Consider the following 25548-nt stretch of genomic DNA (forward strand, 5'->3'; position numbering starts at 1 on the left):
CTTTGGCGTTCCGGGACGGGGCGGTCGGTCAAGGGTGGCCGAAGGCCATCGCGAAGCGACGCGAACGAAGTGAGCGCCCTTGAGGGACCGACCCGGCACGGAAGGACAGTGGACTGGCGGGAAACCCCCGACACCGTCTCGGTCCCGCCCCACGGCACACCGGCCCTACCCCCGCCGCACCGCACCCCGCCCGACTCGCCCCCGCCCCCGCCCCCGCCCCCGCGTGATCCGGAGCAGGGCCAGGGTCTGGAACAGGAGCAGGATCGCCGTCGCGGCCTGGGCGGGCCAGGCGTCCGGGGCGGCGCGGTCCTGCCAGGACGCCGCGCCGGCGAGACTCGCGCCCACCGCCACCGCCGCGATGAGGAAGCGGCCCCCGAGTTCGGCCGGGGTGCCGTGCGGGATGGCCGAGCCGAGGACGAACACCGCCAGCAGGACGGGGATCCAGGGCGCTTCGGCCTCGCCGAGCAGCAGGGCGGCCGCGCCCTCCACCGCGAGCAGCAGGCAGAGGCGCAGCAGGAATCCGGGCATGCACACATCATGCCGGGAAGGGGCCCCGGTGATCTAGGATCCCTCTCAAGGGGCGGGGTCGTGGTACAGAGGTCGTTGCACCCCTTGCTCAGGGGATGACGCCGGTTCGAATCCGGCCGCCCCGCCCCCCTCCCGCCTCAGACACCCCCGCCTCAGACACCCCGCCTCACGCACCCCGCCTCACGCACCCCTTCCCCCGGGCGTCGGCCGTACCGTCGTCAGCCAGGCCGCCGCCGCCGCGCGGGCCGCCCGGGCCGCCGGCAGGGGCAGGCCGAGGAAGCCGTGGAAGACCCCCGGGTGGAGCCGGACCTCGCAGTCCACGCCCGCCGCCGCCAGCCGGCGCCCGTAGGCCAGGCCCTCGTCGCGCAGCAGGTCGCAGTCCGCGAGGAGCATCAGGGTGCGCGGCAGGCCCGACAGGTCCGGGGCGCGGGCCGGCGATACGTGCGGGTGGGCGGGGTCGCCTCCGTACTGGTCCCAGTACCAGGCCATGTGCGCGGCGGTGTGGAAGTGGTCCCGCCCGTACGTGGTCACGGACTCGGAGCCCATCGACGCGTCCAGTGCCGGGTACGCCAGGAGCTGGGCGGCGATCAGGCCGGGGGCGCGCAGCGCCGTCACGGCGGCCAGGTTGCCTCCGCTGGAGTCCCCCGCCACCACGAGCCGGTCGGGGTCGCAGCCCAGCGCCTCCGCTTCGGCGCGGGCCCAGAGCAGGACGGCCAGGGCGTCGTCGGTCGCGGCGGGCCAGGGGTGTTCGGGGGCCAGGCGGTAGTCGACGGAGACGACCACCGCGCCCGAGCCGGCGGCGAGTTCGCGGCACAGGGCGTCGTGCGTGTCGAGCCCGCACATGACCCATCCGCCGCCGTGGAGGTAGACGACGAGGGGGCGCCCGCCGCCGGCTCCCGGGGCGGGGGCGGGGTCGTAGATCCGTACCGGTACGCCGTCCGCGCGGGCGTCGTGGACGCGGGCCACCTCGGGGCCCGGTGGACGGGGTCCGGCCGCGGCCGCGGCGCGCAGGGCGGCCACGTCTCCGGGGCCGGGGAAGCCGGCCGTCATCGCCTCGCACAGCGCGCGGGCGTCGGGCGAGAGCGCCCCGCCGTCGAGCGCCCGCCGGGTCCGACCCCCGCCCATCGGGTCACCACCCGCCGCGCCACCGTCCGCCACGTCGTCGCCCCTCATCCGATGTCCCCTCATCCGGCCGTCAGACCTCCGTCCACGGCGAATTCCGCGCCCGTCACGTACGAGGAGGCGTCCGAGCACAGGAACAGCACGAGGTTCCCGACCTCCCCGGGCCTGCCGATCCGCCCCAGGGGCACGTGGGACCAGTCGCGGCCCTCCACCGCCCCGGCGACCATCGGGGTGTCGATGGCTCCCGGGTGCACCGAGTTGACGCGGATCCCGTCTCCGGCCAGGTCCAACGCCGCCGACCGGGTCAGCCCGCGCAGGGCGAACTTGGTGGAGCCGTAGGCCGCGTGGCCCGGTATGCCGACCAGTCCGGCCGTGGAGGAGACGTTGACGACGGAGCCCCCGCCCGCGGCGCGCAGCACCGGGCTCACGGCCTGGATCCCGAGGAACGGTCCGAGGAGGTTGACGCGCAGCAGTTCCTCGAAGCCCTCCGCGCTCTGCCGCTCGACGTGGGCGGTGCGCCACAGGGCGGCGTTGTTGACGAGCGCGGAGACGGTGCCGAAGGCGGCGACGGCCTCGCGCACGACGCCGGCCCAGTCGGCCGCCTCCGTCACGTCGTGGCGTACGAAGAGGCCCTGGGCGCCCAGGGACGCGGCGACCGCGCGGCCCTCCTCCTCGCGGACGTCGGTGACGACGACCCGGGCGCCGGCCTCCGCGCACAGCCGGGCCTCGGCGGCGCCCTGGCCGCGTCCGGCGCCGGTGATGACGACGACCTTTCCGTCGAGGGAGATCACGTCCGCCTCCGTCCCACCCCTCCGGCACTACGCCGAACGGGAATATGTCTAGCAGTCATATCCGGGAGGGGGAAGGGCCCGACGGGGGCGGTCGTAGACTGCGCTGCGTGGCGGAACAGACTGGGCAAGAGACCGGGCAAGAGACCGGGCGGACCGCGGAAGCGACGGCGGGGGCGACGGCGGACGGGGTCGTGGAGGGGACGGACCGGCGCACGCTCCCGGCGACCAGCTGGGCCGTCCTCGGGCTGCTCTCCTTCGGGGAGGAACTCTCGGGCTACGACCTGAAGAAGTGGTCGGACCGGTCGTTGGGCTTCTTCTACTGGAGCCCTTCCTTCAGTCAGATCTACAGCGAGCTCAAGCGCCTGGAGAAGGCCGGCTACGCCACCTCGCGGATGATCGCCCAGGAGACCGGCACCCGCGACAAGCGCGTCTACCGCGTCACCGACGAGGGCATGGCCGCCGTGCGGGAGTGGGCGCGGAGCACGCCCGTCGACCCGCCGGTCCTCAAGCACGGGCCCATGCTGCGGCTGTGGCTGGGGCACCTGCTGGAGCCGGAGCAGATGCGGGAGATCGTCGACGGGCACCGCGAGTTCGCCGAGCGGATGCGCCGGTGCGCCGTCGCCGACGCGGAGGCCGCCGAGGAGCGGCCGGCCTGGGCGTATCCCGCGCTCACCCTCAAGTGGGCGGAGCGGTACTACGCCTCCGAGCGCGACCTCGCCACCGCCATGCTGGCCGACCTCGCGCGGCTGGAGTCCCGTACGGCCTCCGGGAACCCCGCCGCGCCCGCGCCGGGCACCGGGGCGCAGCCCGGCTGAGCGGTCGTGCGCGCCGGATCGGCCGCGGGGCGGCGGGCCGCGCTTTGATGGACGTATGACGACGAACAACTGGGCAGCGTTCGAGAAGGCGGAACCGGAGTTCGCCGGGGCCGTCCGGGCCCGCTTCGCGCGGTACCCGCACCACGTCCTGGCCACGCTCCGCAAGGACGGGTCCCCGCGGATCACCGGCCTCACCGTGGACATCCGGGGCGGGGAGCTGTGGCTCGGCATGATGCCGGGGTCGATGAAGGCCCGCGACCTCCAGCGCGACCCTCGTTTCGCCCTGCACGCCAACCCCGGCGCGGACGATTCCATGCCGGACGGGGACGTGCGGATCTCCGGGCGGGCGGTCGAGATCGTGGACCCGCCCGAGCTGCACCGGTACGCGGAGGAGACGGACTCCCCGCACCCCTTCCACCTCTTCCACGCCGAGGTGACGGAGGTGGTGCGGGTCGACGTGGACGGCGACGAGCTGGTCATCCGGTCGTGGACCCCGGCGCGGGGGCTGCACACCCTGCGCCGGGGCAACGACGACGAGCCGCCGCGCGAGGTCGTGCCGGACGCGGACCCGGCCCCTGACGCGGACGCGCCGGGCGACGGGCGGGCGTAGGGCCCGCGCCGGGCCGGGACCGCGTCGCCTAAGGGCGCGGAGCCGTGCCCGGGGCCTTGACCGGGGCCTTCCCCGGGGCCTTCCCTGGGGCCTTGCCAGGCGCCGCACCCGGGGCCTTGCCCGGGCCCGCACCCGGCGCCAAGAGCGGGGGCAGGGCCGTCGGGTCGACGTCGAGCCAGCTGCGGTCGATGTTGAGCGTGACGCCGCCGTACGTGGCGTCGTGGTCCCCCCGGAACTGGTGGGCGCGGCGCGGTCCGGCCCACAGGGCGCGGCGGGCGGGCAGGCCCATGTCGGTGTCGGTGACGGACGCCGCCCCGTTCCACTGGGCCACCCACAGCACCTCGGGCATCGCGTACGGGGCCTGGTGGTGGTGGGCGCTCAGGGCCTTGGCGCCGGAGCTCGACGAGACGTAGGCCGCCGATCGGTAGCCCAGCTCGTGGAGGCGTACCGTCCAGGCCGTGAGGTAGGCGACGACGGGCGCGTCCCAGGTGGCGCGGTCGCTGTAGCTCTCCAGGTCGTTGTAGAGCAGGGTGCCCGGGGCCAGGCCGAGGGAGCGGGCCGCGGCGGCGGCGCCGTCCGCGGCGACCCTGCCCTGGTAGTTGGCCCGGGAGGGGTCGGTGGACAGGCCGGTGACGGGGTGGCTCCAAGGTTGCGGGCCGACCCAGATCGGCATCAGGTGCCAGCCCGCCTCGGCCTGCCTGCGCACCCACGCGGCGGTGAGCCGGGATTGGGCGCAGGCGCGCGCGGGGCCGCCGATGTAGACGCCGACGGCGCCGAAGGGGGAGGCGGCCCGCCAGGTGTCCATGGTGCGCTGCGCGGGGGCGGTGCAGGCGTCGAAGCCCTCGCCCCTGAAGGGCTGTTGGGTGCTCCGCGGCTTGGGCGGCGCCTCGGGGAGCATCGGGGGCGCGGCCCGGTCCGGGGGCGCCGTGTCCGTGCCGGCGGCCCGGGCGAGGAGGGTGCGTACGGTGTCGGGCGCGGTCCCGTACGAGAGCGTGGCCATCACCCCGGGGCCGTGCAGGGCGTACCGCAGCTCGTTGCTGTCCGCCCCGGCGCGCGGCAGCGGGTCCCCGGCCCCGACGGGGAGGGTCGGGACGTCGGCGCGCGGTGGGGAGCCGGCGAGGGGTTCGAGGTGCAGGGTGTCGGCGCGGAGGGCGACGGCCCGGCGGCCGGAGCAGCGCTCCTGGGTGCCGGCGCGGCCGAGGTACAGGGTGGGCAGGTCCAGGCGGACGCAGGCGTCGGCGTCCTGGTCGAGGTCGACGACGCGCCAGTCCGCGGGGAGTTCCAGTCGCAGGCCCCGGTATTCGACGGTGTGCCCGGTGGACGCGGCCACGGGGGTGGGGCCGGCGGCCGCGACGGGGAGCAGCAGGGCGGCGGCGCCCCACAGGCACCGCAGGAGGGTTCGGGAGGGCATGGGGCCCATGGGTACCACCCGGGGCGGTCCGCGCCGGTGCTCCCGGGCGGCGCGGGTGGCCCGTACGGCCCAACCGGGGGCGGCGCGTCGTCCGTACGGCGGCGGCGGGTCCTCCGTACGGCGGCGGGCGGGGCGTGGTGGCGGGCCGGGGCGGTGCGCACCCCCACGGTGCACCGTCCCGGTCGCCCCTGCGCCCCGGTCCCGCTCGCCCGGCCCGCCCCCCGGCCCGGCGCCCCGGCCCTTCTCCCCAGGTCAGCAGCTGCGCGCGTCGGCCGGCGGTTTGAAGACGGCGTCCAGGGCCCCCTCGCGCTTCACCTCGACCAGCGTCCAGTCGAGGGTGGAGTCCTTGGCCGGCAGCCGCAGGTTCTCCGGCAGGTCGTCCTGGTCGAGGTCCTGCCCCTCGTAGATGACCGACAGGACGCCCGCGCAGTGTTCGGTGGCCGGGGGCGTGCTGTCGTCGACCTTGCCGTCCCGCGGGCCGACGGCGAGGGTCAGGGTGCGCAGGGCCTTGTACGTGAACGTGTAGCCGGACGAGTCCTTCGAGTGGGCCATGTCCACCCGGAAGTGGCTCAGTTTGACCGGGACGGACTCGCAGGGCGGGCGGGTGTCCTTCAGCCGGAAGAACACCCCGTCGTCGACCATGAACAGGGCCGGGGAGTCCTTGGTGTCGCTGCTCTTGAGGTTCTTGAAGTAGGAGGTCAGGCCCTGTGCGTCCAGGCCGCTGGTGGGCGTGCAGTCGGTGGCGGGCGTGCGCGCGCCGACCGGCCACGAGGGAAGGGGCGTGGGCGGCAGGACGAGCTGGGACTGCGTGGCGGAAGGCGACGGCGACGGCGACGGCGACGGCGACTGCGTCGGTGAGGGCGTGGCGGAGGGGAACGGGCCCGCCCCGATGTCGGCACCGGTCACTGCGTCCGAGCAGCCCGTGAGGAGGAGCACCGGCAGCGCCACCAGCGGGGCTGCGAGCAGGGGTAATCGACGCATCGGGCCTCCAGGGCGGGCGATGGCGGGCGGGGCGGGGTCTGCTTCGATGCTGGCAGCGCCTCGGCGCCGGCGGCATCCGTAGAACCGCCTACGTATCCGCCGCGCCGAATCCGGGTACCGCTCCTGCGGGGAGGCGCCATGGTGGACAGGACTCCGCTGGTCGGCCGGGGGGCCGAACTCGACCGGCTGGACGCGGTGATCGAAGCGGTGATCGAGGAGGCGGCCGGCGGGGGCGGGGGTGGGCCGGCGGTCGTGGACCTCACGGGGCCCGCGGGCATGGGCAAGAGCCGGCTGCTGACCGAAGCGTGCCGGCGGGCGCGTGCCCGGGGGGTGACGGTGCTGCGCGGCCGGGCCACCGAGTACGAACGGCACATCCCCTTCCGGTTGTTCACCGACGCCTTCGCCGACCTGGACCCGGACCTGCTGCGCGGCCCGCTCCCCGACCCGGCGGTGGCGCCGGTGCTGTACGGGACGGCGGCGGGTGCGGAGCCGGCCCCGTACGCCGGCGCGACCCCGCACCCCGGCGCGGCCCCGTACGCCGGGCAGGACGCGGCGGCGGACCGGTTCGCCGTCCACCGTGCGACCGCGCGCCTGCTCACGGCCCTCGCGGCGCCTCCCCCCGACCCCGGCCCCGGCCCCGGCTCCACCCCCGGCGGGGCCCGCCGTCGGCCCCGGGGCCTGCTCATCGCCCTCGACGACCTGCACTGGGCCGACCCGGCCTCCCTGGAGCTCCTCGACCACCTGGTCCGCCACCCCCCGCGCGGGGCCGTGGCGCTCGTCGTGGCCCGCCGGGACCGGCAGACCGCGCCGCGTCCGGCCGCCGCGCTCGCCCGGGGCGTGGACACCGGCGCCGTGCTGCGCCTGGACCTCGGCCCCCTGGACCGGCGCTCGTGCGTGGAGCACCTGGCCCCGGGGGAACCCCCCGAGCGGGCCGCGCGGCTGTACGCGTCCAGCGGGGGCAATCCGCTCTACTTCCTGGCCCTGCTCCAGGGTGCGGACACGGGCGCGGGTCCCGCCGCGCCCCCGACGGGCGGCCTGAGCGCGCTGCTGCTGGACGAGCTGACGCCGCTGACCGGCGGGCAGCGGCGTACGGCCGAGGCCGTCGCCGTCCTCGGGGACCAGGCCACCGCGCCGCTGCTGGCCCTCACCGCGCAGGCGCCCGACCCGCTCCTCCTGGACGCGGACCTCGGCGTCCTCGCGGACCGCGACCTGCTGCGGCCGGGGCCGGGCGGCAGTTGGCGGTTGCGCCACCCGGTGCTGCGGACGGTGATCTACGAGAACACCGAGCACCGGCGGCGTAGGGACATGCACCGGCGGGCCGCCGCCGCGCCGGCCGGCGCCGGGGTGTCCGCCGCCGTCCGCGCCCACCACGTGGAGCGGGCCCTGACCGGCTGGGACCCGACGGCCGCCGCGGCACTGCTGGAGGCGGCCGGCGAGGCGCGCACCACCGCCCCGGCGAGCTGCGCCCACTGGCTGGGCGTGGTCCTGGCCATCCTCCCCGGGACGGGCGAGTACACGGCCCGGCGGCGCGAGTTGACGCTGTGGCGGGCGAGGGCGTTGAGCGTCTGCGGCGAGCTGCGCGCGAGCCGCGACCTGCTCCTGGAGCTCCTCGCGCAGGTGGACGGGGCCGACGAGGACGGCGGGCTGCGAGCGAGCGCCGTCACCCTGTGCGCCTCGCTGGAGCGCCACCTCGGCCGGTACGGGGCGGCCGTCGCACTGCTGCGCCGCGAGCTGGCCCGGCGGCCCGCGCCGCGCCCGGCCGACGCCCTGTCCCTGGGGTTGGAGCTCGGCTCGTCCGCGCCGCACGCGCTGTCGTACGGGGAGGTGCGCGAGGACGTCCTGCGGACCTACGGGCTGGCGCTGCGGCTGCGCAACGGCCCGGCGGCGGCGGGCGCGGTGACCACGGCCGCCCTCGGGGAGACGTACGACGGCGATCCGGTGAAGGCGCGCGGGCTGGCCGACCGGGCCTCGGCCCGGCTCGACGCCCTGACGGACGCGGAACTTGCCGACCTGTGCGAGCCGTTGGCGCGGCTGGCGTGGACGGAGTTCTACCTGGACCGCTACCCGGAGGCGGAGCGGCACGCCGATCGCGGGCTGGCGCTGGTCCGCCGGGTCGGCCCGCTGCACCTGCTGCCGCACCTGCTGCTGTGCAAGGCAGTCGTCCACATGAACTCCTGCCGGCTGGGGTCGGCGCTGGAGCTGTGCGAGGAGGCGGAGGGCATCGCCCGGGGCATCGGCAGCGACGAACTGCTCGGGCTCGTCACGGGGAACAAGGCGCAGATCCTGATCGCGGCCATGCCGCCGGGTGACCCGTTGCCGCTGTCGGTCGCCGAGGAGGCGGTGGCGCTGGGCGGTTCGCGCAGCAGCTGGTGGACGTCGCTGGCGTGGTGCGTGCTGGGCTTCGCCGCCCTGTACTCCGGCGACCACCGGCGGGCCAGGGCGGCGATGCTGCGGGCGGGGCGCGGGCCGGAGCTGTCGGGGCTCCAGCCGACGCTGCGCCCGTTGTTCCTGGAGGCGTTGGTGGGCGCGGCGGTCGCGGCGGGCGATCACGTGGAGGCGGCGGCCTGGGTGGCGAGGGCCGAGGCGGACGCCGTCCGGCTGGGGCTGCCGTCCCAGCGGGCGTCGGCGCTGCGCAGCGCGGGCGCGTTGCTGGCGGCGCGGGGTGAGGCGGGGCCGGCGGCGGAGCGGTACGCGCGGGCCGCGCGGGAGGCGGCCCGCGCGGGCGCCACGCTGTGGGAGGCGCAGGCGCTGGTGATCGGTTCGACCCTGGCGGGGCGGGCGGGTGACCCGCGCGGGGCGGCGGACCGCTGGCGGCGCGGGCGCGCGCTGGCGCAGGCGGGCGGTTCCCTTCTCCTGACGGGGTTGGCGGACCTGTTCCCGCCGGGCCCGGCCCCCGTGCTGGCCCCCGGCTGACGCCGCGCGAGGCGCAGATCGCGGCCCTGGTCACGGAGGGTCTGACGACCCCGGCCATCGCGGCCCGCCTGTACCTGAGCCCGCGTACGGTCGACACCCACCTGTCGCACATCTTCCGCAAGACGGGCGTCACCACCCGGGCGGCCCTGGCGGCCCTGACGGCACGAGGAGACCTGTGAGCCCCGGGGCCCCTGCCGGTGGCGGCCGCCGTACGGCCCGCCGCCGGTTCGGCCGGATCCGGACGATGCGCCCGCCGCCGAGGCGGATAGCGTGGACGCACGTCGAGCGCTTCGGAGGCGGTCATGGGCGCCAGTGGGTGGACCAGTACGTCGATGCCCTATCTCACCCCCCGCGCCGGCGGCTCGGCGGACGCGTGGACGCAGGAGACCCGGGATGCGGGCAGGCGGGGTGGGCAGCGCGTCGTGTACGCCGGTGAGGCGGCGGCTCCGGCTGCCGTCGCCCTGATGCTCGACCTGGCGGAGGGTGACCTCGTGATCGTCCGGCGCAGGGTCATCGAGCTCGACGGGGAGCCGACCGAACTGACGGACACCTACTACCCGGTGGACGTCGCGGCGGGCACTGCACTGGCCCGTGCGGGGAAGATCCGGGGAGGCGCCGTGACCCTGCTCGCCGCGCTCGGGCACGTCGGCGCCCGGGTGGTCGAGGAGGTGACGGCCCGCGCGCCCTCGGAGGAGGAGCGCGGGCTGCTGCGCATGGACGCGGGCGAGCCGGTCCTGCGACTCGCCCGTGCCACGCGCGACGCCGCGGGCCGCGCGATCCAGGCGGAGGTGATGGTCATGCCCGCCGGGCGGGGGCGGCTGCGGTACGAGATCGAGGTCGGCTGAGTCCGGCCCCGGACGCCGACCCGGACACGCCCCGGGCTTCGCCGCCGGCGGGTGAGCCGCCGCGGACACCACCGCGCCCGCCATCCCTGGTCGGGGACATGGCGGGCGCGGTGTCGGGTGTTCCGCACGTCGTTGTGCGGGCCGTATGAGGGGTCCCGCCCTTCGCGTGGCGGGGGTGTCGCGCGGCGTGCCCCCGCCCGGGTGGGCGGGGGCCGCGAGCCGGTGGTGGTTACACCATCAGGGAGCGGTCCGTCGGCTTGACGGGGTACGGCAGGGCGCTGGTGCCGGTCAGGTAGCGGTCCACGCCGCGGGCGGCCGAGCGGCCCTCCGCGATGGCCCACACGATGAGCGACTGGCCGCGGCCCGCGTCGCCGGCGACGAAGACCCCGTCGACGTCGGTGGCGTACGAGGCGTCGCGGGCGATGTTGCCCCGCTCGTCCAGGCCGACGCCGAACTGCTCGACGAGGCCGTTGGCCTGGTCAGTGCCGGTGAAGCCCATGGCCAGGGTGACCAGCTGCGCGGGGAGGACGCGCTCGGTGCCGGGCTTCTGGGTGAGCTTGCCGTCGACGAACTCGACCTCGATCAGGTGCAGGGCCTGGACGTTGCCGTCCTCGTCGCCCTCGAAGTGGGTGGTGGAGACGGAGTAGATCCGCTCGCCGCCCTCCTCGTGGGCCGAGGTGACCTTGTAAAGCATGGGGAACGTCGGCCACGGCTGGCCGGCGGGCCGGTCCTCCGAGGGCTTCGGCATGATCTCCAGCTGGGTGACGGAGAGGGCGCCCTGGCGGTGGGCGGTGCCCACGCAGTCCGCGCCGGTGTCGCCGCCGCCGATGACGACGACGTGCTTGCCCTCGGCGGTGATGGGGGGAGCGACGTAGTCGCCCTCCTGCACCTTGTTGGCGAGCGGCAGGTACTCCATCGCGAAGTGGATGCCGTTCAGGTCGCGGCCCGGGACGGGCAGGTCGCGGGAGACGGTGGCGCCCGCCGCGACGACGACCGCGTCGAACCGCTTGCGCAGGTCGCCGGCGGTGATGTCGCGACCGACCTCGATGCCCGTGCGGAACTTGGTGCCCTCCGCGCGCATCTGCTCGATGCGGCGGTTGATGTGCACCTTCTCCATCTTGAACTCGGGGATGCCGTAGCGCAGGAGCCCGCCGATGCGGTCGGCGCGCTCGTAGACGACCACGGTGTGGCCGGCCCGGGTCAGCTGCTGGGCGGCGGCGAGGCCGGCGGGGCCGGAGCCGATGACGGCCACGGTCTTGCCGGACAGCCGGTCGGGGGCCTGCGGGGTGACGTCGCCGTTGTCCCAGGCCTTGTCGATGATCGAGACTTCGACGTTCTTGATGGTGACGGCAGGCTGGTTGATGCCGAGGACGCACGCCGACTCGCACGGAGCGGGGCACAGGCGGCCCGTGAACTCCGGGAAGTTGTTGGTGGCGTGCAGGCGCTCGCTGGCCGCCGTCCAGTCCTCGCGGTACGCGAAGTCGTTCCACTCGGGGATCAGGTTCCCGAGCGGGCAGCCGTTGTGGCAGAACGGGATGCCGCAGTCCATGCAGCGACCGGCCTGCTTGCTGATGATCGGGAGCAGGGAGCCCGGAACGTAGACCTCGTTCCAGTCCTTGAGGCGGTCGGCCACCGGACGGGAGCAGGCGGTCTCGCGGGGGGTGGTGAGGAAGCCCTTCGGGTCAGCCATGGGTCGCCGCCTCCATCATCTTCTCCGTGGTCTCGGATTCCGAGAGTCCGGCCAGCTCAGCGGCGTCCTTGGCGGCGAGCACTGCCTTGTACGTGGTCGGGATGATCTTGCTGAAGCGGGCCGCCGCGGCGTCCCAGTCAGCCAGGAGCTTCGCGGCCACGGTCGAGCCGGTCTCCTCCTCGTGGCGGCGCACCACATCGTGCAGCCACTGCTTGTCGGCGTCGGAGAGGGCGGTCTCGACCGCCTCGGCGTTGCCGGTGTTGACGTTGCGCGGGTCGAGGTCGATGACGTACGCGACGCCGCCCGACATGCCGGCCGCGAAGTTGCGGCCCGTCTCGCCGAGGACGACGGCCGTGCCGCCGGTCATGTACTCGCAGCCGTGGTCGCCCACGCCCTCCGAGACGACCAGGGCGCCGGAGTTGCGGACGCAGAAGCGTTCGCCGGTGCGGCCGCGCAGGAACATCTCGCCGCCGGTGGCTCCGTAGCCGATGGTGTTGCCGGCGATGGTGGAGTACTCGGCGAGGTGGTCGGCGGCGCGGTCCGGGCGGACCACGACGCGACCGCCGGACAGGCCCTTGCCGACGTAGTCGTTGGCGTCGCCCTCCAGGCGCAGGGTGATGCCCTTGGGGAGGAAGGCGCCGAAGGACTGGCCCGCGCTGCCGTTGAAGGTCAGGTCGATGGTGTCGTCGGGCAGGCCCGCGCCGCCGAACCTCTTGGTGACCTCGTGGCCGAGCATGGTGCCGACGGTGCGGTTGATGTTGCGGATCGCGACGCTCGCGCGGACCGGCAGGGCGGTCTCGGCGGAGTCGGCCTTCAGGGCCTCGGAGGCGAGCTCGATGAGCTCGTTGTCGAGGGCCTTCTCCAGGCCGTGGTCCTGGGCGACGAGGGCGTGGCGGACCGCGCCCTCGGGCAGGTCCGGCACGTGGAAGAGGGGCTCCAGGTCGAGGCCCTGCGCCTTCCAGTGCGTGACGGCCTTGCTGGTGTCGAGGAGTTCGGCGTGACCGACGGCCTCCTCGATGGTGCGGAAGCCCAGCTCGGCGAGGATCTCGCGCACCTCCTCCGCGATGAACTCGAAGAAGTTGACGACGAACTCGGGCTTGCCGGAGAAGCGGTCGCGCAGGACCGGGTTCTGGGTGGCGATGCCAACCGGGCAGGTGTCCAGGTGGCAGACGCGCATCATGACGCAGCCGGAGACGACGAGCGGCGCGGTCGCGAAACCGAACTCCTCGGCGCCGAGCAGCGCGGCGATGACGACGTCACGGCCGGTCTTGAGCTGGCCGTCGGTCTGGACGACGATGCGGTCGCGCAGCCCGTTGAGCAGCAGGGTCTGCTGGGTCTCGGCGAGGCCGAGCTCCCAGGGACCGCCCGCGTGCTTGAGCGAGGTGAGCGGGGAGGCGCCCGTTCCGCCGTCGTGGCCGGAGATGAGGACGACGTCCGCGTGGGCCTTGGAGACACCGGCGGCGACCGTGCCCACGCCGACCTCGGAGACCAGCTTCACGTGGATGCGGGCGACCGGGTTGGCGTTCTTGAGGTCGTGGATCAGCTGGGCGAGGTCTTCGATGGAGTAGATGTCGTGGTGCGGCGGCGGGGAGATCAGGCCGACGCCGGGCGTCGAGTGACGCGTCTTGGCGACCCACGGGTAGACCTTGTGGCCGGGCAGCTGGCCGCCCTCGCCGGGCTTGGCGCCCTGCGCCATCTTGATCTGGATGTCGTCGGCGTTGACCAGGTACTCGGAGGTGACGCCGAAGCGGCCGGAGGCGACCTGCTTGATCGACGAACGCCGCGCCGGGTCGTAGAGGCGCTCCGGGTCCTCGCCGCCCTCACCGGTGTTGGACTTGGCGCCCAACTGGTTCATGGCGATGGCGAGGGTCTCGTGCGCCTCCTTGGAGATGGAGCCGTACGACATGGCTCCGGTGGAGAAGCGCTTGACGATCTCGGAGATCGGCTCGACCTCGTCGACGGGGATCGACGGGCGGTCGCTGTTGAAGCCGAACAGGCCGCGGAGCGTCATGAGGCGCTCGGACTGCTCGTTGACCCGGTCCGTGTACTTCTTGAAGATGTCGTACCGGCGGTTGCGGGTGGCGTGCTGGAGGCGGAAGACCGTCTCGGGGTCGAACAGGTGCGGTTCGCCCTCGCGGCGCCACTGGTACTCGCCGCCGATCTCCAGCGCGCGGTGCGTGGCCGCGATGCCGGAGACGGGGTACGCCTTGGCGTGGCGGGCGGCCACCTCCTTGGCGATGACGTCGAGGCCGGCGCCGCCGATCTTGGTGGCGGTGCCGCTGAAGTAGGTGCCGACGAACTCCTCGTTCAGGCCGACGGCTTCGAAGACCTGGGCGCCGCGGTAGGAGGCGACGGTGGAGATGCCCATCTTCGACATGACCTTCAGGACGCCCTTGCCGAGCGCGTAGATCAGGTTCTTGATGGCCTGCTCCGGCTCCAGGCCGGACAGGAAGGTGCCGGCGCGCAGCAGGTCCTCGACGGACTCCATGGCCAGGTACGGGTTGACGGCGGCCGCGCCGTAGCCGATGAGCAGGGCGACGTGGTGGACCTCGCGGACGTCACCGGCCTCGACGAGCAGGCCCACCTGGGTGCGCTGCTTGGTGGCGATGAGGTGGTGGTGGACGGCGGAGGTGAGCAGCAGCGACGGGATCGGCGCGTGCTCGGCGTCCGAGTGGCGGTCCGACAGGACGATCAGGCGGGCGCCGGCCTCGATGGCCGCGTCGGCCTCGGCGCGGATCTCCTCGATGCGGGCGGCGAGGGCGTCGCCGCCGCCGGAGACCCGGTACAGGCCCGAGAGGGTGGCGGCCTTCATGCCGGCCATGTCGCCGTCGGCGTTGATGTGGATGAGCTTGGCGAGCTCGTCGTTGTCGATCACCGGGAAGGGCAGGGTGACGCTACGACAGGACGCGGCGGTCGGCTCCAGCAGGTTGGACTGGGGGCCGATCGAGGACAGCAGCGAGGTGACGAGCTCCTCGCGGATGGCGTCCAGCGGCGGGTTGGTGACCTGCGCGAAGAGCTGCGTGAAGTAGTCGAAGAGCAGCCGGGGGCGCTCGGAGAGGGCCGCGATCGGGGAGTCGGTGCCCATGGAGCCGAGGGGCTCGCCGGCCGTGCGGGCCATGGGCGCGAGGATGACGCGCAGCTCTTCCTCGGTGTAGCCGAAGGTCTGCTGGCGGCGGGTGACCGAGGCGTGGGTGTGCACGATGTGCTCGCGCTCGGGCAGGTCCGTCAGCTCGATCTCGCCGGTCTCCAGCCAGTCCGCGTACGGGGCGGCGGCGGCCAGCTCGTTCTTGATCTCGTCGTCCTCGATGATCCGCTTCTGGGCGGTGTCGACGAGGAACATGCGGCCCGGCTGGAGGCGGCCCTTGCGGACGACCTTGGCGGGGTCGATGTCGAGGACGCCGACCTCGGAGCCGAGGACGACGAGGCCGTCGTCGGTGACCCAGTAGCGGCCGGGGCGCAGGCCGTTGCGGTCGAGGACCGCGCCGACCTGGGTGCCGTCGGTGAAGGTGACGCAGGCGGGGCCGTCCCAGGGCTCCATCATCGTGGAGTGGTACTGGTAGAACGCGCGGCGGGCCGGCTCCATCGAGGCGTGGTTCTCCCAGGCCTCGGGGATCATCATCAGCACGCTGTGCGGCAGCGACCGGCCGCCGAGGTGGAGCAGCTCCAGGACCTCGTCGAAGGAGGCCGAGTCGGAGGCGTCCGGGGTGCAGATCGGGAAGATCCGGTCCAGCGCGCCGTCGCCGAAGGCGTCGGAGGCGAGCTGGGACTCGCGGGCCTTCATCCAGTTCCGGTTGCCCTTGACCGTGTTGATCTCGCCGTTGTGCGCGACGAAGCGGTACGGGTGGGCGAGCGGCCAGGACGGGAAGGTGTTCGTCGAGAACCGGGAGTGGACCAGGGCGAGCGCCGAGGCGAAGCGGCGGTCGGAGAGGTCCGGGAAGAAGGGCTCCAGCTGGCCGGTGGTCAGCATGCCCTTGTAGACGATGGTGCGGGCGGAGAGCGACGGGAAGTAGACGCCGGCCTCGCGCTCGGCGCGCTTGCGCAGCACGAAGGCCTTGCGGTCCAGCTCGATGCCCGTGCTGCCGTTGGAAACGAACAGCTGCGAGAAGGCGGGCATCGTGGTGCGGGCGCCGTTGCCGAGCAGGTCCGGGGTGACCGGGACCTCGCGCCAGCCGAGGACCGTGAGGTTCTCCTCGGCGGCGATGGCCTCGATGCGCTCCACGGCGACGGCCTGTGCGGTGCCGTCGGCGGGGAGGAAGGCGATGCCGACGGCGTACGCGCCGGCCTCGGGGAGCTCGAATCCCGCGACGTCGCGCAGGAAGGCGTCCGGAACCTGGGACAGGATGCCCGCGCCGTCGCCGGAGTCCGGTTCGGATCCGGTGGCGCCACGGTGCTCGAGGTTCCGCAGTACGGTCAGGGCCTGCTCGACGAGGGTGTGGGTGGCCTCGCCGGTGAGGTTCGCCACGAATCCGACGCCACAGGCGTCCTTCTCGTTGCGCGGGTCGTACATGCCCTGCTGGGCGGGGCGACCGTCCATGGGCGACCAGGCGGTGTTCAGGCCGGTCGCGGAGTGCGTGGATGCGGAACGCATCGGCTCTCCCGTCGTCGTCGTGGCATATGTGCATAGCCGAGGGACGACGTTGGCCCTCTGCGAAATTTCGTGCAGGTTACATGATGACGGCAATCCCGAGAAGCGGATATTGCGTTCCACCATGCGGACACCGCACGAAGCAGAAAGAAAAGGACCTTCAGCGGGCCGCAGGGGGATCCATGAGGTCTTCTGCGGGCACGACGCGGGGCGAAGGTCCCGGCGCGGAGCGGGCATCATTGCCCGGCGCCCTGGTCTGATGCCCCGCGGACACGGAATCGAAACCGCCGGGTAACGGACTACTTATGTTGCGTACTGCATAGTGTCTCACTCCCGCGCCGGTTAGCCTACGGCGCCACCGATCCAGGTTCCCAGGATGTACGTCACACCGGCGGCCGCGCCACCCAGGACGAGCTGGCGCAGCCCGCTGAACCACCACGAGCGCGCCGTGACCCGCGAGACGACCGCGCCGCACGCGAACAGTCCGACCAGCGCCAGCAGGACCGCCGGCCACAGAGCGGTCGCGCCGAGCAGGTACGGCAGCACCGGCAGCAGGGCGCCCAGCGCGAAGGAGCCGAACGAGGACACGGCCGCGACCAGCGGCGACGGCAGGTCGTCGGGGTCTATGCCCAGCTCCTCGCGGGCGTGGATCTCCAGCGCCCGCTCCGGGTCCCGGGACATCTGCATCGCGACCTCGCGGGCCAGCGCCGGCTCCACCCCGCGCGAGACGTAGAGGGCGGCGAGCTCCTCCATCTCGTCGACGGGGTGCTTGCTCAGCTGCCGGCGCTCCACGTCCAGCTCGGCGAGGACCAGCTCGCGCTGGGAGGCGACGGAGGTGTACTCGCCGGCGGCCATCGAGAAGGCACCGGCGGCCAGACCGGCCAGGCCGGTGATCGCGACGGTCTGCGGGGACACCGCGCCGCCCGCCACACCGGTCATCAGGGCGAGGTTCGAGACGAGGCCGTCCATGGCGCCGAAGACCGCCGGTCGCAGCCATCCGCCGTTGACGTCCCGGTGCGTGTGGTTGTCACGGTGGGCGGTGTGCAGCGGCGCTTCGATGTCGATGATGGACATGCCGTGGAATCTCCCCTTTTGTGCGAGTGGGTACGCGAAAGCAACGCGCAGCCTTGCCCGACGCGAGGCGCTCCCCCTGAACACCTCGAAACTACGCACGATTTCTGCCGCCCGCCAGCAAGGAAGGCCGTACTTACCTGGGCTTTCGTCGCTCGGCGACCGGGTGACGAGCTGCTCCGCGCCGCGTTTCGCAGCGGGCGACAAACCACATGCCGTGGCACAAATCCCCCAAGGGCTCATGATGGGTCCCCTTGACGTGGAGAGGCGCCCGATGGAGCTGATTGCATGCGATCCGCAGGTCCTCCTCGAACGGGCCAGGGGCGCGCTTCTCGGCCTCGCGGTGGGTGACGCGCTGGGCGCCCCCGCGGAGAACATGAAGCCCTCGGAGATCCGCGCCAAGTGGGGCCGGATCGAGGGCTTCGTCACCGAGGACCCGGCCGGCACCGACGACACCGAATACGCCATCTTCTCGGGCCTGTTGCTCGCCCGGCACGGCTCGGCGCTCACCGTCGCGCACGTCGAACGGGCCTGGCACCACTGGATCGCCGACCTGGACGAGGGCCCGTTCCGGGGCGCCGGGTTCTCCGAGCGCGGCACCCTGGAGAACCTGCGCCGGGGCCTGGCCGCGCCCATCTCCGCGCAGCACCGTCACGCCTGGTCCGACGGCCTGGCCATGCGGGCGGCCCCCTTCGGGGTGTTCGCGGCGGGCCGCCCGGCGGAGGCCGCCCGGCTCGTGGCCATCGACGGCACGGTCAGCCACGACGGGGAGGGCATCTACGGGGGCCAGGCGGTGGCCGCCGGGGTCGCCGCCGCGATGGCCGGGGGCTCCCCCGCCTCGGTGGTCTCGGCCGCCCTGTCCGTCATCCCCTGCGACTCCTGGACGGCGCGCTCGCTGCGGCGCGCGGTGACCGCGGCCCCGCGCGGGGAGCGGGCCGTGCGGTCGGCCGTGGTGATCGGCGGCTACCCCTGGACGGACCTGGCGCCGGAGGCCGTGGGCCTGGCGTTCGGGGCGTTCGCGGCCTGCCGGGGGGAGTTCGTCGACTCCGTCCTGACCGCCGTGAACATGGGCCGCGACGCCGACACCACCGCCGCCGTCGCGGGCGCCCTGTCCGGCGCGCTGTCCGGGGTCGACGCGATCCCGCGGCCCTGGGCCGAGGCCGTCGGGCCGGTCCGGGGCAGCTGCCTCCCCTCGATGCGGGGCTACCACGTCCTGGACATCGCGGACCTCCTCACCCCGGAAACCGAGCCCCGCCCATGACCCCGATCCCGTACCGGCCGGAACCCACGACGCTCACCCTCGGCGCCCCCGCCCCCGCCCCCTCCCCCTCCACCGCGCCCCCGGCCACCACCGCCGAACCGGTCGCCCCCGCCCCGTTGCCGGCCGCCCCGCCCGACCGGGAGGCGGCGCGCACGGGCGCCCGTACGCCCGAACCGGAACCCGCACCCGCACCCGCACCCGCACCCGCGGGACCCCGGCGCATCGAGGGGCTGCTGCTCGGGCTCGCCGCGGGCGACGCGGCCGGGTGGCCCGCCGCGCGGCACCGGGCCAGCCGGATGCCCGAATGGACCCGCCGCCTGACGCGCGAGCTCGACACCTTCGCGGAGCAGAACGCCACCACCACCCTGCCCGTGCCCATCGCCCTCAACCAGCCCCCCGAGCCGCTGCGCCTGGGCCCCTCCGACGACGCCGAGTGGGCCGCCTTCGCCGCCGAGTCGGTCCTCACCGCCGCCGGCGTCCTGCTCAGCGACCTCTCCCGGTCCCGCCGCATGCGCGCCGCCATCGACCTCGCCTGGAACGCCCTGGCCAGCGAGGTCGCCGCCGCCGCCGAGCGGGCCCCGGAGGTGGAGTCGGCCGTCCTGCCCCTGCGCGCCCGCATCTCCGTGCGCGCGGGCCTCGGCAACCTCGCCGCCGGTCTGCGCCCGCCCGCCACCGGCCACGACAACCCGCACTACTTCGACGACGCCGCCTGCGTACGCGCCTGCGTCTTGGCCGTCGTCCACCCCGGCGACCCGCACGCGGCGGCCGAACTCGCCGAGTTCGACGCCCGCTACACCCAGGACGGCGACGGGGTCCACGGCGCCCGCGCCATGGCCGCCGCCGTCGCCACCGCCCTCGGCGGCGGCGACACCGACGGCGCCGTCGACGCCGCCCTGGCCCAACTGCCCGCCGGCACCGAGATCGGCCGCAACGCCCGGCACGCCGTCGCCCTGGCCCGATCCGCCGCCGGCACCCCCGACGGCGGCGCCTTCGCCCTCGTCCCGCTCCTGGAACACCAGATCGTGGACCACGTCTACAGCTACGGGATCGCCGCCGCCGAGACCGTCCCCGTCGCCCTGGCCCTCGCCACCGCCGCCCGGGGCGCCGCGGCCGAGGCCGTACCGGCCGCCGCCTGCCTGTCGCGCGTCGCGGACTCCGCCCCCGCCCTCGCCGGCGCCCTGACCGGCGCGCTCGGCGGCGGCGACTGCCTTCCCACCGCCTGGCGGGAGGCCTGCCGCACCCTGTCCGGCTGCGCGCTCCCCCGCCTCGCCGGCACCGACCTCGTCGAACTCGCCGCACTGCTCAGCCGTACGGAACTCACCTCACCCAAGGGATGATTCGGACATGACGACGACGCTCACGCTGGAGGACCGGATCACCGGGTCGCTCGTCGGGGCCGCCGTGGGCGACGCCCTCGGCGGCCCCGTCGAGGGCTGGTCCCCGGACCGGATCGTCGAACGGCACGGCGGCCGGATCCGCGGGGTCGTCGGCCCCTGGTACACCGACTGGCGCACCGCCCGGCCCATCGCGCCGTACCACAAGGGCGACGGGCACATCACGGACGACACCCTCATGACGCACGCCCTGATCCGCGTGTACGACACCGTGCGCGACCACCTCGACGCCTACGCCGTCGCCGACCACCTCGTACCGGACCTCATGAACACTCCGCGCTGGATCCCCGAGTTGGAGGCCGAGGCGCTGCCCCTCCAGCGGGTGTTCCTCGCCGAGAAGTGGATCGTGACCCGGCTGCACTACGCGCACGTCGACCCCCGCGAGGCGGGCGCCGGCAACATCGTCAACTGCGGTGCCGCGATGTACATGGCGCCGGTCGGGCTGGTCAACGCCGGTCACCCCCGGGCCGCGTACGCCGAGGCGCTGGACGTCACCGGAGCGCACCAGTCCTCGTACGGACGGGAGGCGGCGGGGGTGTTCGCGGCGGCGGTCGCGGCCGCGTGCCTGCCGGGCGCGACGGCCGCCTCGGTCGTGGAGGCCGCCCTCGACCTGGCCAAGGACGGCACCCGCGCGGCCATCGCCGCCGTCGCCGAAGAGGCCCGCCGCCACCGGGACTTCGAATCGGCGCTGGGCCCGCTGCGCGCGGCGGTCGCCCCCTACGACTCGGTCGGGCCGGACTACCGCGCCCCCTCGCTGGGCGCCCGCAGGCCCTCGCGCCTGCACTCCATCGAGGAACTGCCCGTCGCGCTCGGCATGCTGCTGGTCGCCGACGGGGCCTACGAGCCCGCCGTGCTCGGCTCCGTCAACTACGGCCGCGACTGCGACTCCATCGCGGGCATGGCGGGCGCGCTCGCCGGCGCCCTCGGCGGCGCGGACGTCGTCCCGGACGCCTGGGCGAAGCAGGTCGCCGAGGCCAGCCGGACGGACCTGCACGCCCCGGCCGCGACCCTGGCCGCCGTGGCCCGGGAGGTCTTCGCCCTCGACGCGCGACGCCGCCGGGCCCACGAGCGGGCCTTCGCCGCCCTCGCCCCCGCCCCCGCCCGGTGAACGCGACCGCCGCCGGGGACCTCGTACGGCTGACCTGGGCCCAGCCGGAGGACCTGATCGGCCACGAGCTGCGCCAGGCGGCGGAGGACGGCCGCGACGCCGGGCCCCTGGCCCGGATCTGGCACGCGGCGGGCGGCCGACCGGCGCCCGAACGGGCCGGCACCTCCCCCGAGCCGGCCCCGCCGGCCCTGCGCGACCTGGCCACCCGACTGCTGGGCGAGCTCGCCGCCCTGCCGACGCCGACCCGGGCGACGGAACCCGCCGGCTGGCCGGCGATCCGCGCCTGCCTGACCGCCCCGCCGGCGCCGCCCGAGCCCCCCGCGGACGGCCTGCGGGCCCGGCTGGAGGCGGCGTGGCTGGGGCGGGCCGTGGGCTGCGTCCTCGGCAAACCGGTCGAGAAGCTCCCCCTCGACGGCATCCGGGCACTGGCCCGCGCCACCGGCAACTGGCCGCTGGACGACTGGTTCACCGCGCGCGGAGTACCGCCGGAGCTACTGGCCGCGTACCCGTGGAACCGCCGCTCCGCCCCGACCTGCCTCGCCGAGAACATCGACGGCGCCCCCGAGGACGACGACCTGAACTACCCCCTCCTCGGCCTGCTGCTGCTCCAGCGGCACGGCAAGGGCTTCACCACCGCCGACGTGGCCCGCCTGTGGCTGGACGAGCTCCCCGCCGGCCGGACCTTCACCGCCGAACGGATCGCCTACCGCAACCTGCTGCACGGCCTGGAGCCCCCCGACACGGCCACCCACCACAACCCGTTCCGCGAATGGATCGGCGCCCTCATCCGCGCCGACGTGCACGGCTGGACCCACCCCGGCGACCCGGAGGCGGCCGCCGCCCAGGCCCACCGGGACGCCGTCCTCACCCACACCGCCAACGGGGTCTACGCCGCCCTGTTCACCGCCGCCGCCCTCGCCTCGGCCGCCGGCGGCCGGGCCGACGTCCACGAGGCGCTCCGCGCCGGCCTGGCCGTCGTACCGCCCGGCTCCCGCCTCGCGGACGCCGTCCGCTTCGGGATCCGCGGCGCCCGGCGGGAGGCCGACTTCGACCGGGTCGTGGACCGGCTGCACGCCCGCTACGGGCACTACCACTGGGTGCACGCCCTGCCCAACACGGCACTGATCGCGGCGGCCCTCACCCACGCGGACGGCGACTTCACCCGCTCCGTGTGCCGTGTGGTCTCCGGCGGCTGGGACACCGATTCCAACGGGGCCACCGTCGGCTCCCTCGCCGGGCTCCTCGCCGGCTCCCCCGACCGGATCCCGCGCCGCTGGAGCGCCCCGCTGCGCAACCGCCTCTCCACCACCGTCGCCGGCTTCGACGGCATCGGCTTCGACACCCTCGCCCACCTCACCGCCCAGGAGGCAGCCCGCTCATGACGGCCATCGCCGTGCTCGGCAGTACCAACATGGACCTCGTCGCCTACGTGCCCAAGGCGCCCCGCCTCGGGGAGACCGTCACCGGACGGGAGTTCCGTACCCTCCCGGGCGGCAAGGGCGCCAACCAGGCCGTGGCCGCCGCCCGGCTCGGCGGGGAGGTGGTGATGATCGGCGCGGTCGGCGCCGACGCCTTCGGGTCCCGGCTGCGGGCGGCGCTCGGCGAGGCCGGGGTCGAGACGGCCGCCCTGCGCACCGTCGAGGGAGCCAGCGGCACCGCCCACATCACCGTCGACGACGAGGGCGCCAACAGCATCGTCGTCATCCCCGGCGCGAACGCCCGCGTCACCGGACTGGAGCCGGGCGACGACTCCCGGATCGGGGCCGCCGACAGCCTCCTCCTCCAGCTCGAACTGCCGCTGGAGGCCGTCGTCGCCGGAGCCCGCGCGGCCCGCGCGCACGGGGTCCGTACGATCCTGACCCCCGCCCCCGCGCGGCCGTTGCCCGCCGAACTGCTCGACCTCGTCGACCTCCTGGTGCCGAACGAGCACGAGGCCGCCGCCCTCACCGGACTCACCGAACCGGACCGGGCCGCCGAGGCGCTGCTGCACCGGGTCCCGGAGGTGGTGGTCACCCTGGGCGCGGCCGGGGTGCTGTACGCCGCCCGGGGCGCGGAGCCCGTCCGCGTTCCGGCGCACCGGGTGCGGGCGGTGGACACCACCGCCGCCGGGGACACCTTCGTCGGGGCGCTCGCGGTGGCGCTCGGCGAGGGCCGGTCGATGGAGGGGGCCCTCGCGTGGGCCTCGCGCGCCGCCGCGCTGTCGGTGCAGCGCCCGGGCGCCCAGGACTCGATGCCGACCCGCGCCGAGGTGGAGCGGGCCCTCGCGGCGGACGTAAGGGCCGGCGGGCCCGGGGCCGCCTCGTGACGCCGACGGCCGCGCGGTCGGACGCCCCCGCCGCCGGGAGCGCGCCGGGCCCGCTGGCGGGGCTGCGGGTGCTGGACCTGGCCACGCTGTTCGCGGGCCCCCTCGCCGCCACCCTGCTCGGGGACTTCGGCGCCGAGGTGGTCAAGGTCGAGCACCCCGAACGGCCCGACCCCTCGCGCGGTCACGGGCCCGCCAAGGACGGCGTCGGGCTGTGGTGGAAGCTGCTCGGCCGCAACAAGCGGACGATGACCCTCGACCTGTCCACCCCCGGGGGGCGGGATGTGCTGCTGCGTCTGGCGGCCGGCGCCGACGTGATCGTGGAGAACTTCCGCCCCGGCACCCTGGAGCGGTGGGGGCTGGGCTGGCCCGAGCTGTCCGCCGCCAACCCCCGGCTGGTCCTGGCCCGGGTCACCGCCTTCGGCCAGCACGGCCCGTACGCCCGCCGGCCGGGCTTCGGCACCCTGGCCGAGGCGATGAGCGGCTTCGCGGCGATCACCGGGGAGCCGGACGGCCCGCCGACCCTGCCGCCGTTCGGGTTGGCGGACTCGATCGCCGCGCTGACGACCGCGTACGCGGTGATGACGGCGCTCGCCGGCCGGGAGCGGACCGGGCGCGGGCAGGTCGTGGACCTGGCGATCGTCGAGCCGATCCTCACGGTGCTCGGCCCGCACCCCCTCTGGTACGACCAGCTGGGTTACGTCCAGCCCCGCACCGGCAACCGTTCCACGAACAACGCGCCCCGCAACACCTACCGCAGCGCGGACGGCCGCTGGCTGGCGGTCTCCACCTCGGCGCAGTCGGTCGCCGAACGCGTGCTGCGGCTGGTCGGCCGCCCGGAGCTGATCGAGGAGCCGTGGTTCGCGACCGGGGCGGGGCGCGCCGCCCACGCCCCCGTCCTGGACGAGGCGGTCGGCGGCTGGATCGCCCGGCACAAGGCGGAGGAGGTCACGGCCGCCTTCGAGGAGGCCGAGGCGGCCGTCGCCCCCGTCTACGACGTCCGGGACGTGATGGCGGACCCGCAGTTCGCGGCCCTGGACACCGTCACGGAGGTCGATGACCCGCAGCTGGGCCCGCTGCGGATGCAGAACGTCCTCTTCCGGCTGTCCGAGACCCCCGGCGGGATCCGCTGGGCGGGCCGCCCGCACGGCGCCGACACGGACGCCGTCCTGACCGAACTCGGCATGGGCGGGGCCGAGATCGCCGCGCTCCGCACGGAGGGAGCCCTGTGATCCTGACCTGGCTGTACGCGCCCGGGGACCGCCCGGAGGTGGTGGCGAAGGCCCTGCGACTGGGGGCCGACGCCGTCATCGTCGACCTGGAGGACTCGGTGTCGGCCTCGCGCAAGGAGTACGCCCGCGCGGCCACCGCCGAACTCCTCACCGAACGCCCGCCGGTCCCCGTCCACGTCCGCGTCAACGCCCTCGGCACGCCCTGGGCGGGCGCCGACCTGCGGGCCCTGTCCGGGCTGCACGGGCTCGGCGGGCTGCGGCTGCCCAAGGTGGACGCCCCGGAGCAGATCGCGCGGGTCGCCGACCGCACCGGCGGGGTGGCGCTGTACGCGCTGCTGGAGTCGGCGCTGGGCGTGGAGCGGGCCTTCGACATCGCCCGCGCCCATCCCGCCCTGCGGGGGTTGACCCTCGGGGAGGCCGACCTGCGGGCCGACCTCGGCGTCAGCGCGGAGGCCGGGCTGGACTGGCCGCGCTCGCGGGTGGTGGTGGCCGCGCGGGCCGCCGGTCTGGCGCCCCCGGCGCAGTCGGTGTTCCCGGACATCCGGGACCTGGAGGCGTTGGCGGCCTCCTGTGCCCGGGGGCGCGCGCTGGGCTTCCTGGGCCGGGCCGCGATCCATCCGCGGCAGCTCCCGGTGATCGAGCGGGCCTACCTGCCGGGGCCGCAGGAGGTCACCGCCGCCCAGGAGGTGGTCTCGGCGGCCCGGGCCACCCCGGGGGCGCTGGCCCTGCCCGACGGGCGGTTCGTCGACCCGGCCGTGGTGGCGGCGGCCCACCGCACGCTGGCCCTGTCCCGGCGCGGGATCGCGACCTGACCGGCCGCCGCCCGGGCCGGCCTCCGGCGGGCCCGGACGCGCCGGAGGCGCGCCGCGCGGTGCGCGGCACGCCTCCG

General features: G+C 75.1%; 20 protein-coding genes and 1 tRNA gene. 13 read left to right on the top strand and 8 right to left on the bottom strand.

Going from position 1 to position 25548, the window contains the following annotated elements; genetic code table 11:
* Positions 1 to 165: 165 nt before the first annotated feature.
* A complete protein-coding gene (locus tag AB0D01_RS33570; protein ID WP_363062018.1) occupies positions 166 to 528 on the bottom strand; it encodes a hypothetical protein in 363 nt (120 codons plus the stop codon).
* A gap of 52 nt (positions 529 to 580) precedes the next feature.
* Here AB0D01_RS33570 and AB0D01_RS33575 point away from each other — a divergent pair.
* Positions 581 to 654 (top strand) — tRNA-Ser (locus tag AB0D01_RS33575).
* Positions 655 to 708: 54 nt separating this feature from the next.
* Here AB0D01_RS33575 and AB0D01_RS33580 read toward each other — a convergent pair.
* Both AB0D01_RS33580 and AB0D01_RS33585 read right to left on the bottom strand, forming a co-directional pair.
* On the bottom strand, positions 709 to 1701 hold the full coding sequence (locus AB0D01_RS33580; RefSeq protein WP_363062020.1) for an alpha/beta hydrolase: 993 nt from the start codon (positions 1699 to 1701) through the stop codon (positions 709 to 711).
* 11 nt (positions 1702 to 1712) lie between these two features.
* The gene (locus AB0D01_RS33585) at positions 1713 to 2441 is read right to left on the bottom strand and encodes a glucose 1-dehydrogenase (protein ID WP_363062022.1); all 729 of its coding nucleotides are present in this window, start codon (positions 2439 to 2441) and stop codon (positions 1713 to 1715) included.
* A gap of 191 nt (positions 2442 to 2632) precedes the next feature.
* Between AB0D01_RS33585 and AB0D01_RS33590 the strand changes: the two genes are divergently transcribed.
* Both AB0D01_RS33590 and AB0D01_RS33595 read left to right on the top strand, forming a co-directional pair.
* The gene (locus AB0D01_RS33590; protein WP_363062130.1) at positions 2633 to 3256 is read left to right on the top strand and encodes a PadR family transcriptional regulator; all 624 of its coding nucleotides are present in this window, start codon (positions 2633 to 2635) and stop codon (positions 3254 to 3256) included.
* Positions 3257 to 3311: 55 nt separating this feature from the next.
* Positions 3312 to 3866 (top strand): pyridoxamine 5'-phosphate oxidase family protein, encoded by a 555-nt coding sequence (locus AB0D01_RS33595; protein ID WP_363062024.1) that lies wholly within the window; start codon positions 3312 to 3314, stop codon positions 3864 to 3866.
* Positions 3867 to 3894: 28 nt separating this feature from the next.
* Here AB0D01_RS33595 and AB0D01_RS33600 read toward each other — a convergent pair whose 3' ends face one another.
* Positions 3895 to 5277, bottom strand: coding sequence for a DUF1906 domain-containing protein (locus AB0D01_RS33600; protein WP_363062026.1), 1383 nt, complete (start codon positions 5275 to 5277; stop codon positions 3895 to 3897).
* A 252-nt stretch (positions 5278 to 5529) separates the two neighbouring features.
* Positions 5530 to 6258: a hypothetical protein gene (locus AB0D01_RS33605; protein WP_363062028.1), complete on the bottom strand. Its 729-nt coding sequence runs from the start codon at positions 6256 to 6258 to the stop codon at positions 5530 to 5532.
* Positions 6259 to 6396: 138 nt separating this feature from the next.
* Here AB0D01_RS33605 and AB0D01_RS33610 point away from each other — a divergent pair, with 138 nt between their 5' ends.
* The 3 genes from AB0D01_RS33610 to AB0D01_RS33620 all read left to right on the top strand — a co-directional run bounded on the left by AB0D01_RS33610 (position 6397) and on the right by AB0D01_RS33620 (position 10016).
* A complete protein-coding gene (locus tag AB0D01_RS33610; RefSeq protein ID WP_363062030.1) occupies positions 6397 to 9171 on the top strand; it encodes an AAA family ATPase in 2775 nt (924 codons plus the stop codon).
* A 56-nt stretch (positions 9172 to 9227) separates the two neighbouring features.
* Positions 9228 to 9350 carry a LuxR C-terminal-related transcriptional regulator gene (locus AB0D01_RS33615; protein WP_363062132.1) on the top strand — a complete coding sequence of 41 codons (123 nt, stop codon included), beginning with the start codon at positions 9228 to 9230 and terminating at the stop codon, positions 9348 to 9350.
* Positions 9351 to 9473: 123 nt separating this feature from the next.
* Positions 9474 to 10016: a UTRA domain-containing protein gene (locus AB0D01_RS33620; RefSeq protein ID WP_363062032.1), complete on the top strand. Its 543-nt coding sequence runs from the start codon at positions 9474 to 9476 to the stop codon at positions 10014 to 10016.
* A 229-nt stretch (positions 10017 to 10245) separates the two neighbouring features.
* On the opposite strand, the gene AB0D01_RS33625 is transcribed toward AB0D01_RS33620, so the two are convergent.
* The 3 genes from AB0D01_RS33625 to AB0D01_RS33635 all read right to left on the bottom strand — a co-directional run bounded on the left by AB0D01_RS33625 (position 10246) and on the right by AB0D01_RS33635 (position 17365).
* Entirely contained in the window at positions 10246 to 11706 is a 1461-nt protein-coding gene (locus AB0D01_RS33625) for a glutamate synthase subunit beta (RefSeq protein WP_363062034.1), read from the bottom strand.
* The gene (gene gltB, locus AB0D01_RS33630) at positions 11699 to 16294 is read right to left on the bottom strand and encodes a glutamate synthase large subunit (RefSeq protein WP_363062036.1); all 4596 of its coding nucleotides are present in this window, start codon (positions 16292 to 16294) and stop codon (positions 11699 to 11701) included. The genes AB0D01_RS33625 and gltB overlap by 8 nt, the downstream gene beginning before the upstream one ends.
* Before the next feature lie 339 nt (positions 16295 to 16633).
* Positions 16634 to 17365: a VIT1/CCC1 transporter family protein gene (locus AB0D01_RS33635; protein WP_363062038.1), complete on the bottom strand. Its 732-nt coding sequence runs from the start codon at positions 17363 to 17365 to the stop codon at positions 16634 to 16636.
* Positions 17366 to 17636: 271 nt separating this feature from the next.
* Here AB0D01_RS33635 and AB0D01_RS33640 point away from each other — a divergent pair, with 271 nt between their 5' ends.
* Genes AB0D01_RS33640 through AB0D01_RS33670 form a run of 7 tightly spaced genes read left to right on the top strand, consistent with a single transcriptional unit; the run spans position 17637 to position 25471 of the window.
* Positions 17637 to 18623 carry an ADP-ribosylglycohydrolase family protein gene (locus AB0D01_RS33640; RefSeq protein ID WP_363062040.1) on the top strand — a complete coding sequence of 329 codons (987 nt, stop codon included), beginning with the start codon at positions 17637 to 17639 and terminating at the stop codon, positions 18621 to 18623.
* Positions 18620 to 19960: an ADP-ribosylglycohydrolase family protein gene (locus AB0D01_RS33645; protein WP_363062042.1), complete on the top strand. Its 1341-nt coding sequence runs from the start codon at positions 18620 to 18622 to the stop codon at positions 19958 to 19960. The genes AB0D01_RS33640 and AB0D01_RS33645 overlap by 4 nt, the downstream gene beginning before the upstream one ends.
* 7 nt (positions 19961 to 19967) lie before the next feature.
* Positions 19968 to 21125, top strand: coding sequence for an ADP-ribosylglycohydrolase family protein (locus AB0D01_RS33650; protein WP_363062044.1), 1158 nt, complete (start codon positions 19968 to 19970; stop codon positions 21123 to 21125).
* On the top strand, positions 21122 to 22507 hold the full coding sequence (locus AB0D01_RS33655; protein WP_363062046.1) for an ADP-ribosylglycohydrolase family protein: 1386 nt from the start codon (positions 21122 to 21124) through the stop codon (positions 22505 to 22507). The genes AB0D01_RS33650 and AB0D01_RS33655 overlap by 4 nt, the downstream gene beginning before the upstream one ends.
* A complete protein-coding gene (gene rbsK / locus AB0D01_RS33660) occupies positions 22504 to 23430 on the top strand; it encodes a ribokinase (protein ID WP_363062048.1) in 927 nt (308 codons plus the stop codon). The genes AB0D01_RS33655 and rbsK overlap by 4 nt, the downstream gene beginning before the upstream one ends.
* Entirely contained in the window at positions 23427 to 24659 is a 1233-nt protein-coding gene (locus AB0D01_RS33665) for a CoA transferase (protein ID WP_363062050.1), read from the top strand. The genes rbsK and AB0D01_RS33665 overlap by 4 nt, the downstream gene beginning before the upstream one ends.
* Positions 24656 to 25471 (top strand): CoA ester lyase, encoded by an 816-nt coding sequence (locus AB0D01_RS33670; protein WP_363062052.1) that lies wholly within the window; start codon positions 24656 to 24658, stop codon positions 25469 to 25471. The genes AB0D01_RS33665 and AB0D01_RS33670 overlap by 4 nt, the downstream gene beginning before the upstream one ends.
* Positions 25472 to 25548 lie beyond the last annotated feature (77 nt).

The organism is Streptomyces sp. NPDC048606 (genome assembly GCF_040650855.1).
Lineage (GTDB): Bacteria > Actinomycetota > Actinomycetes > Streptomycetales > Streptomycetaceae > Streptomyces.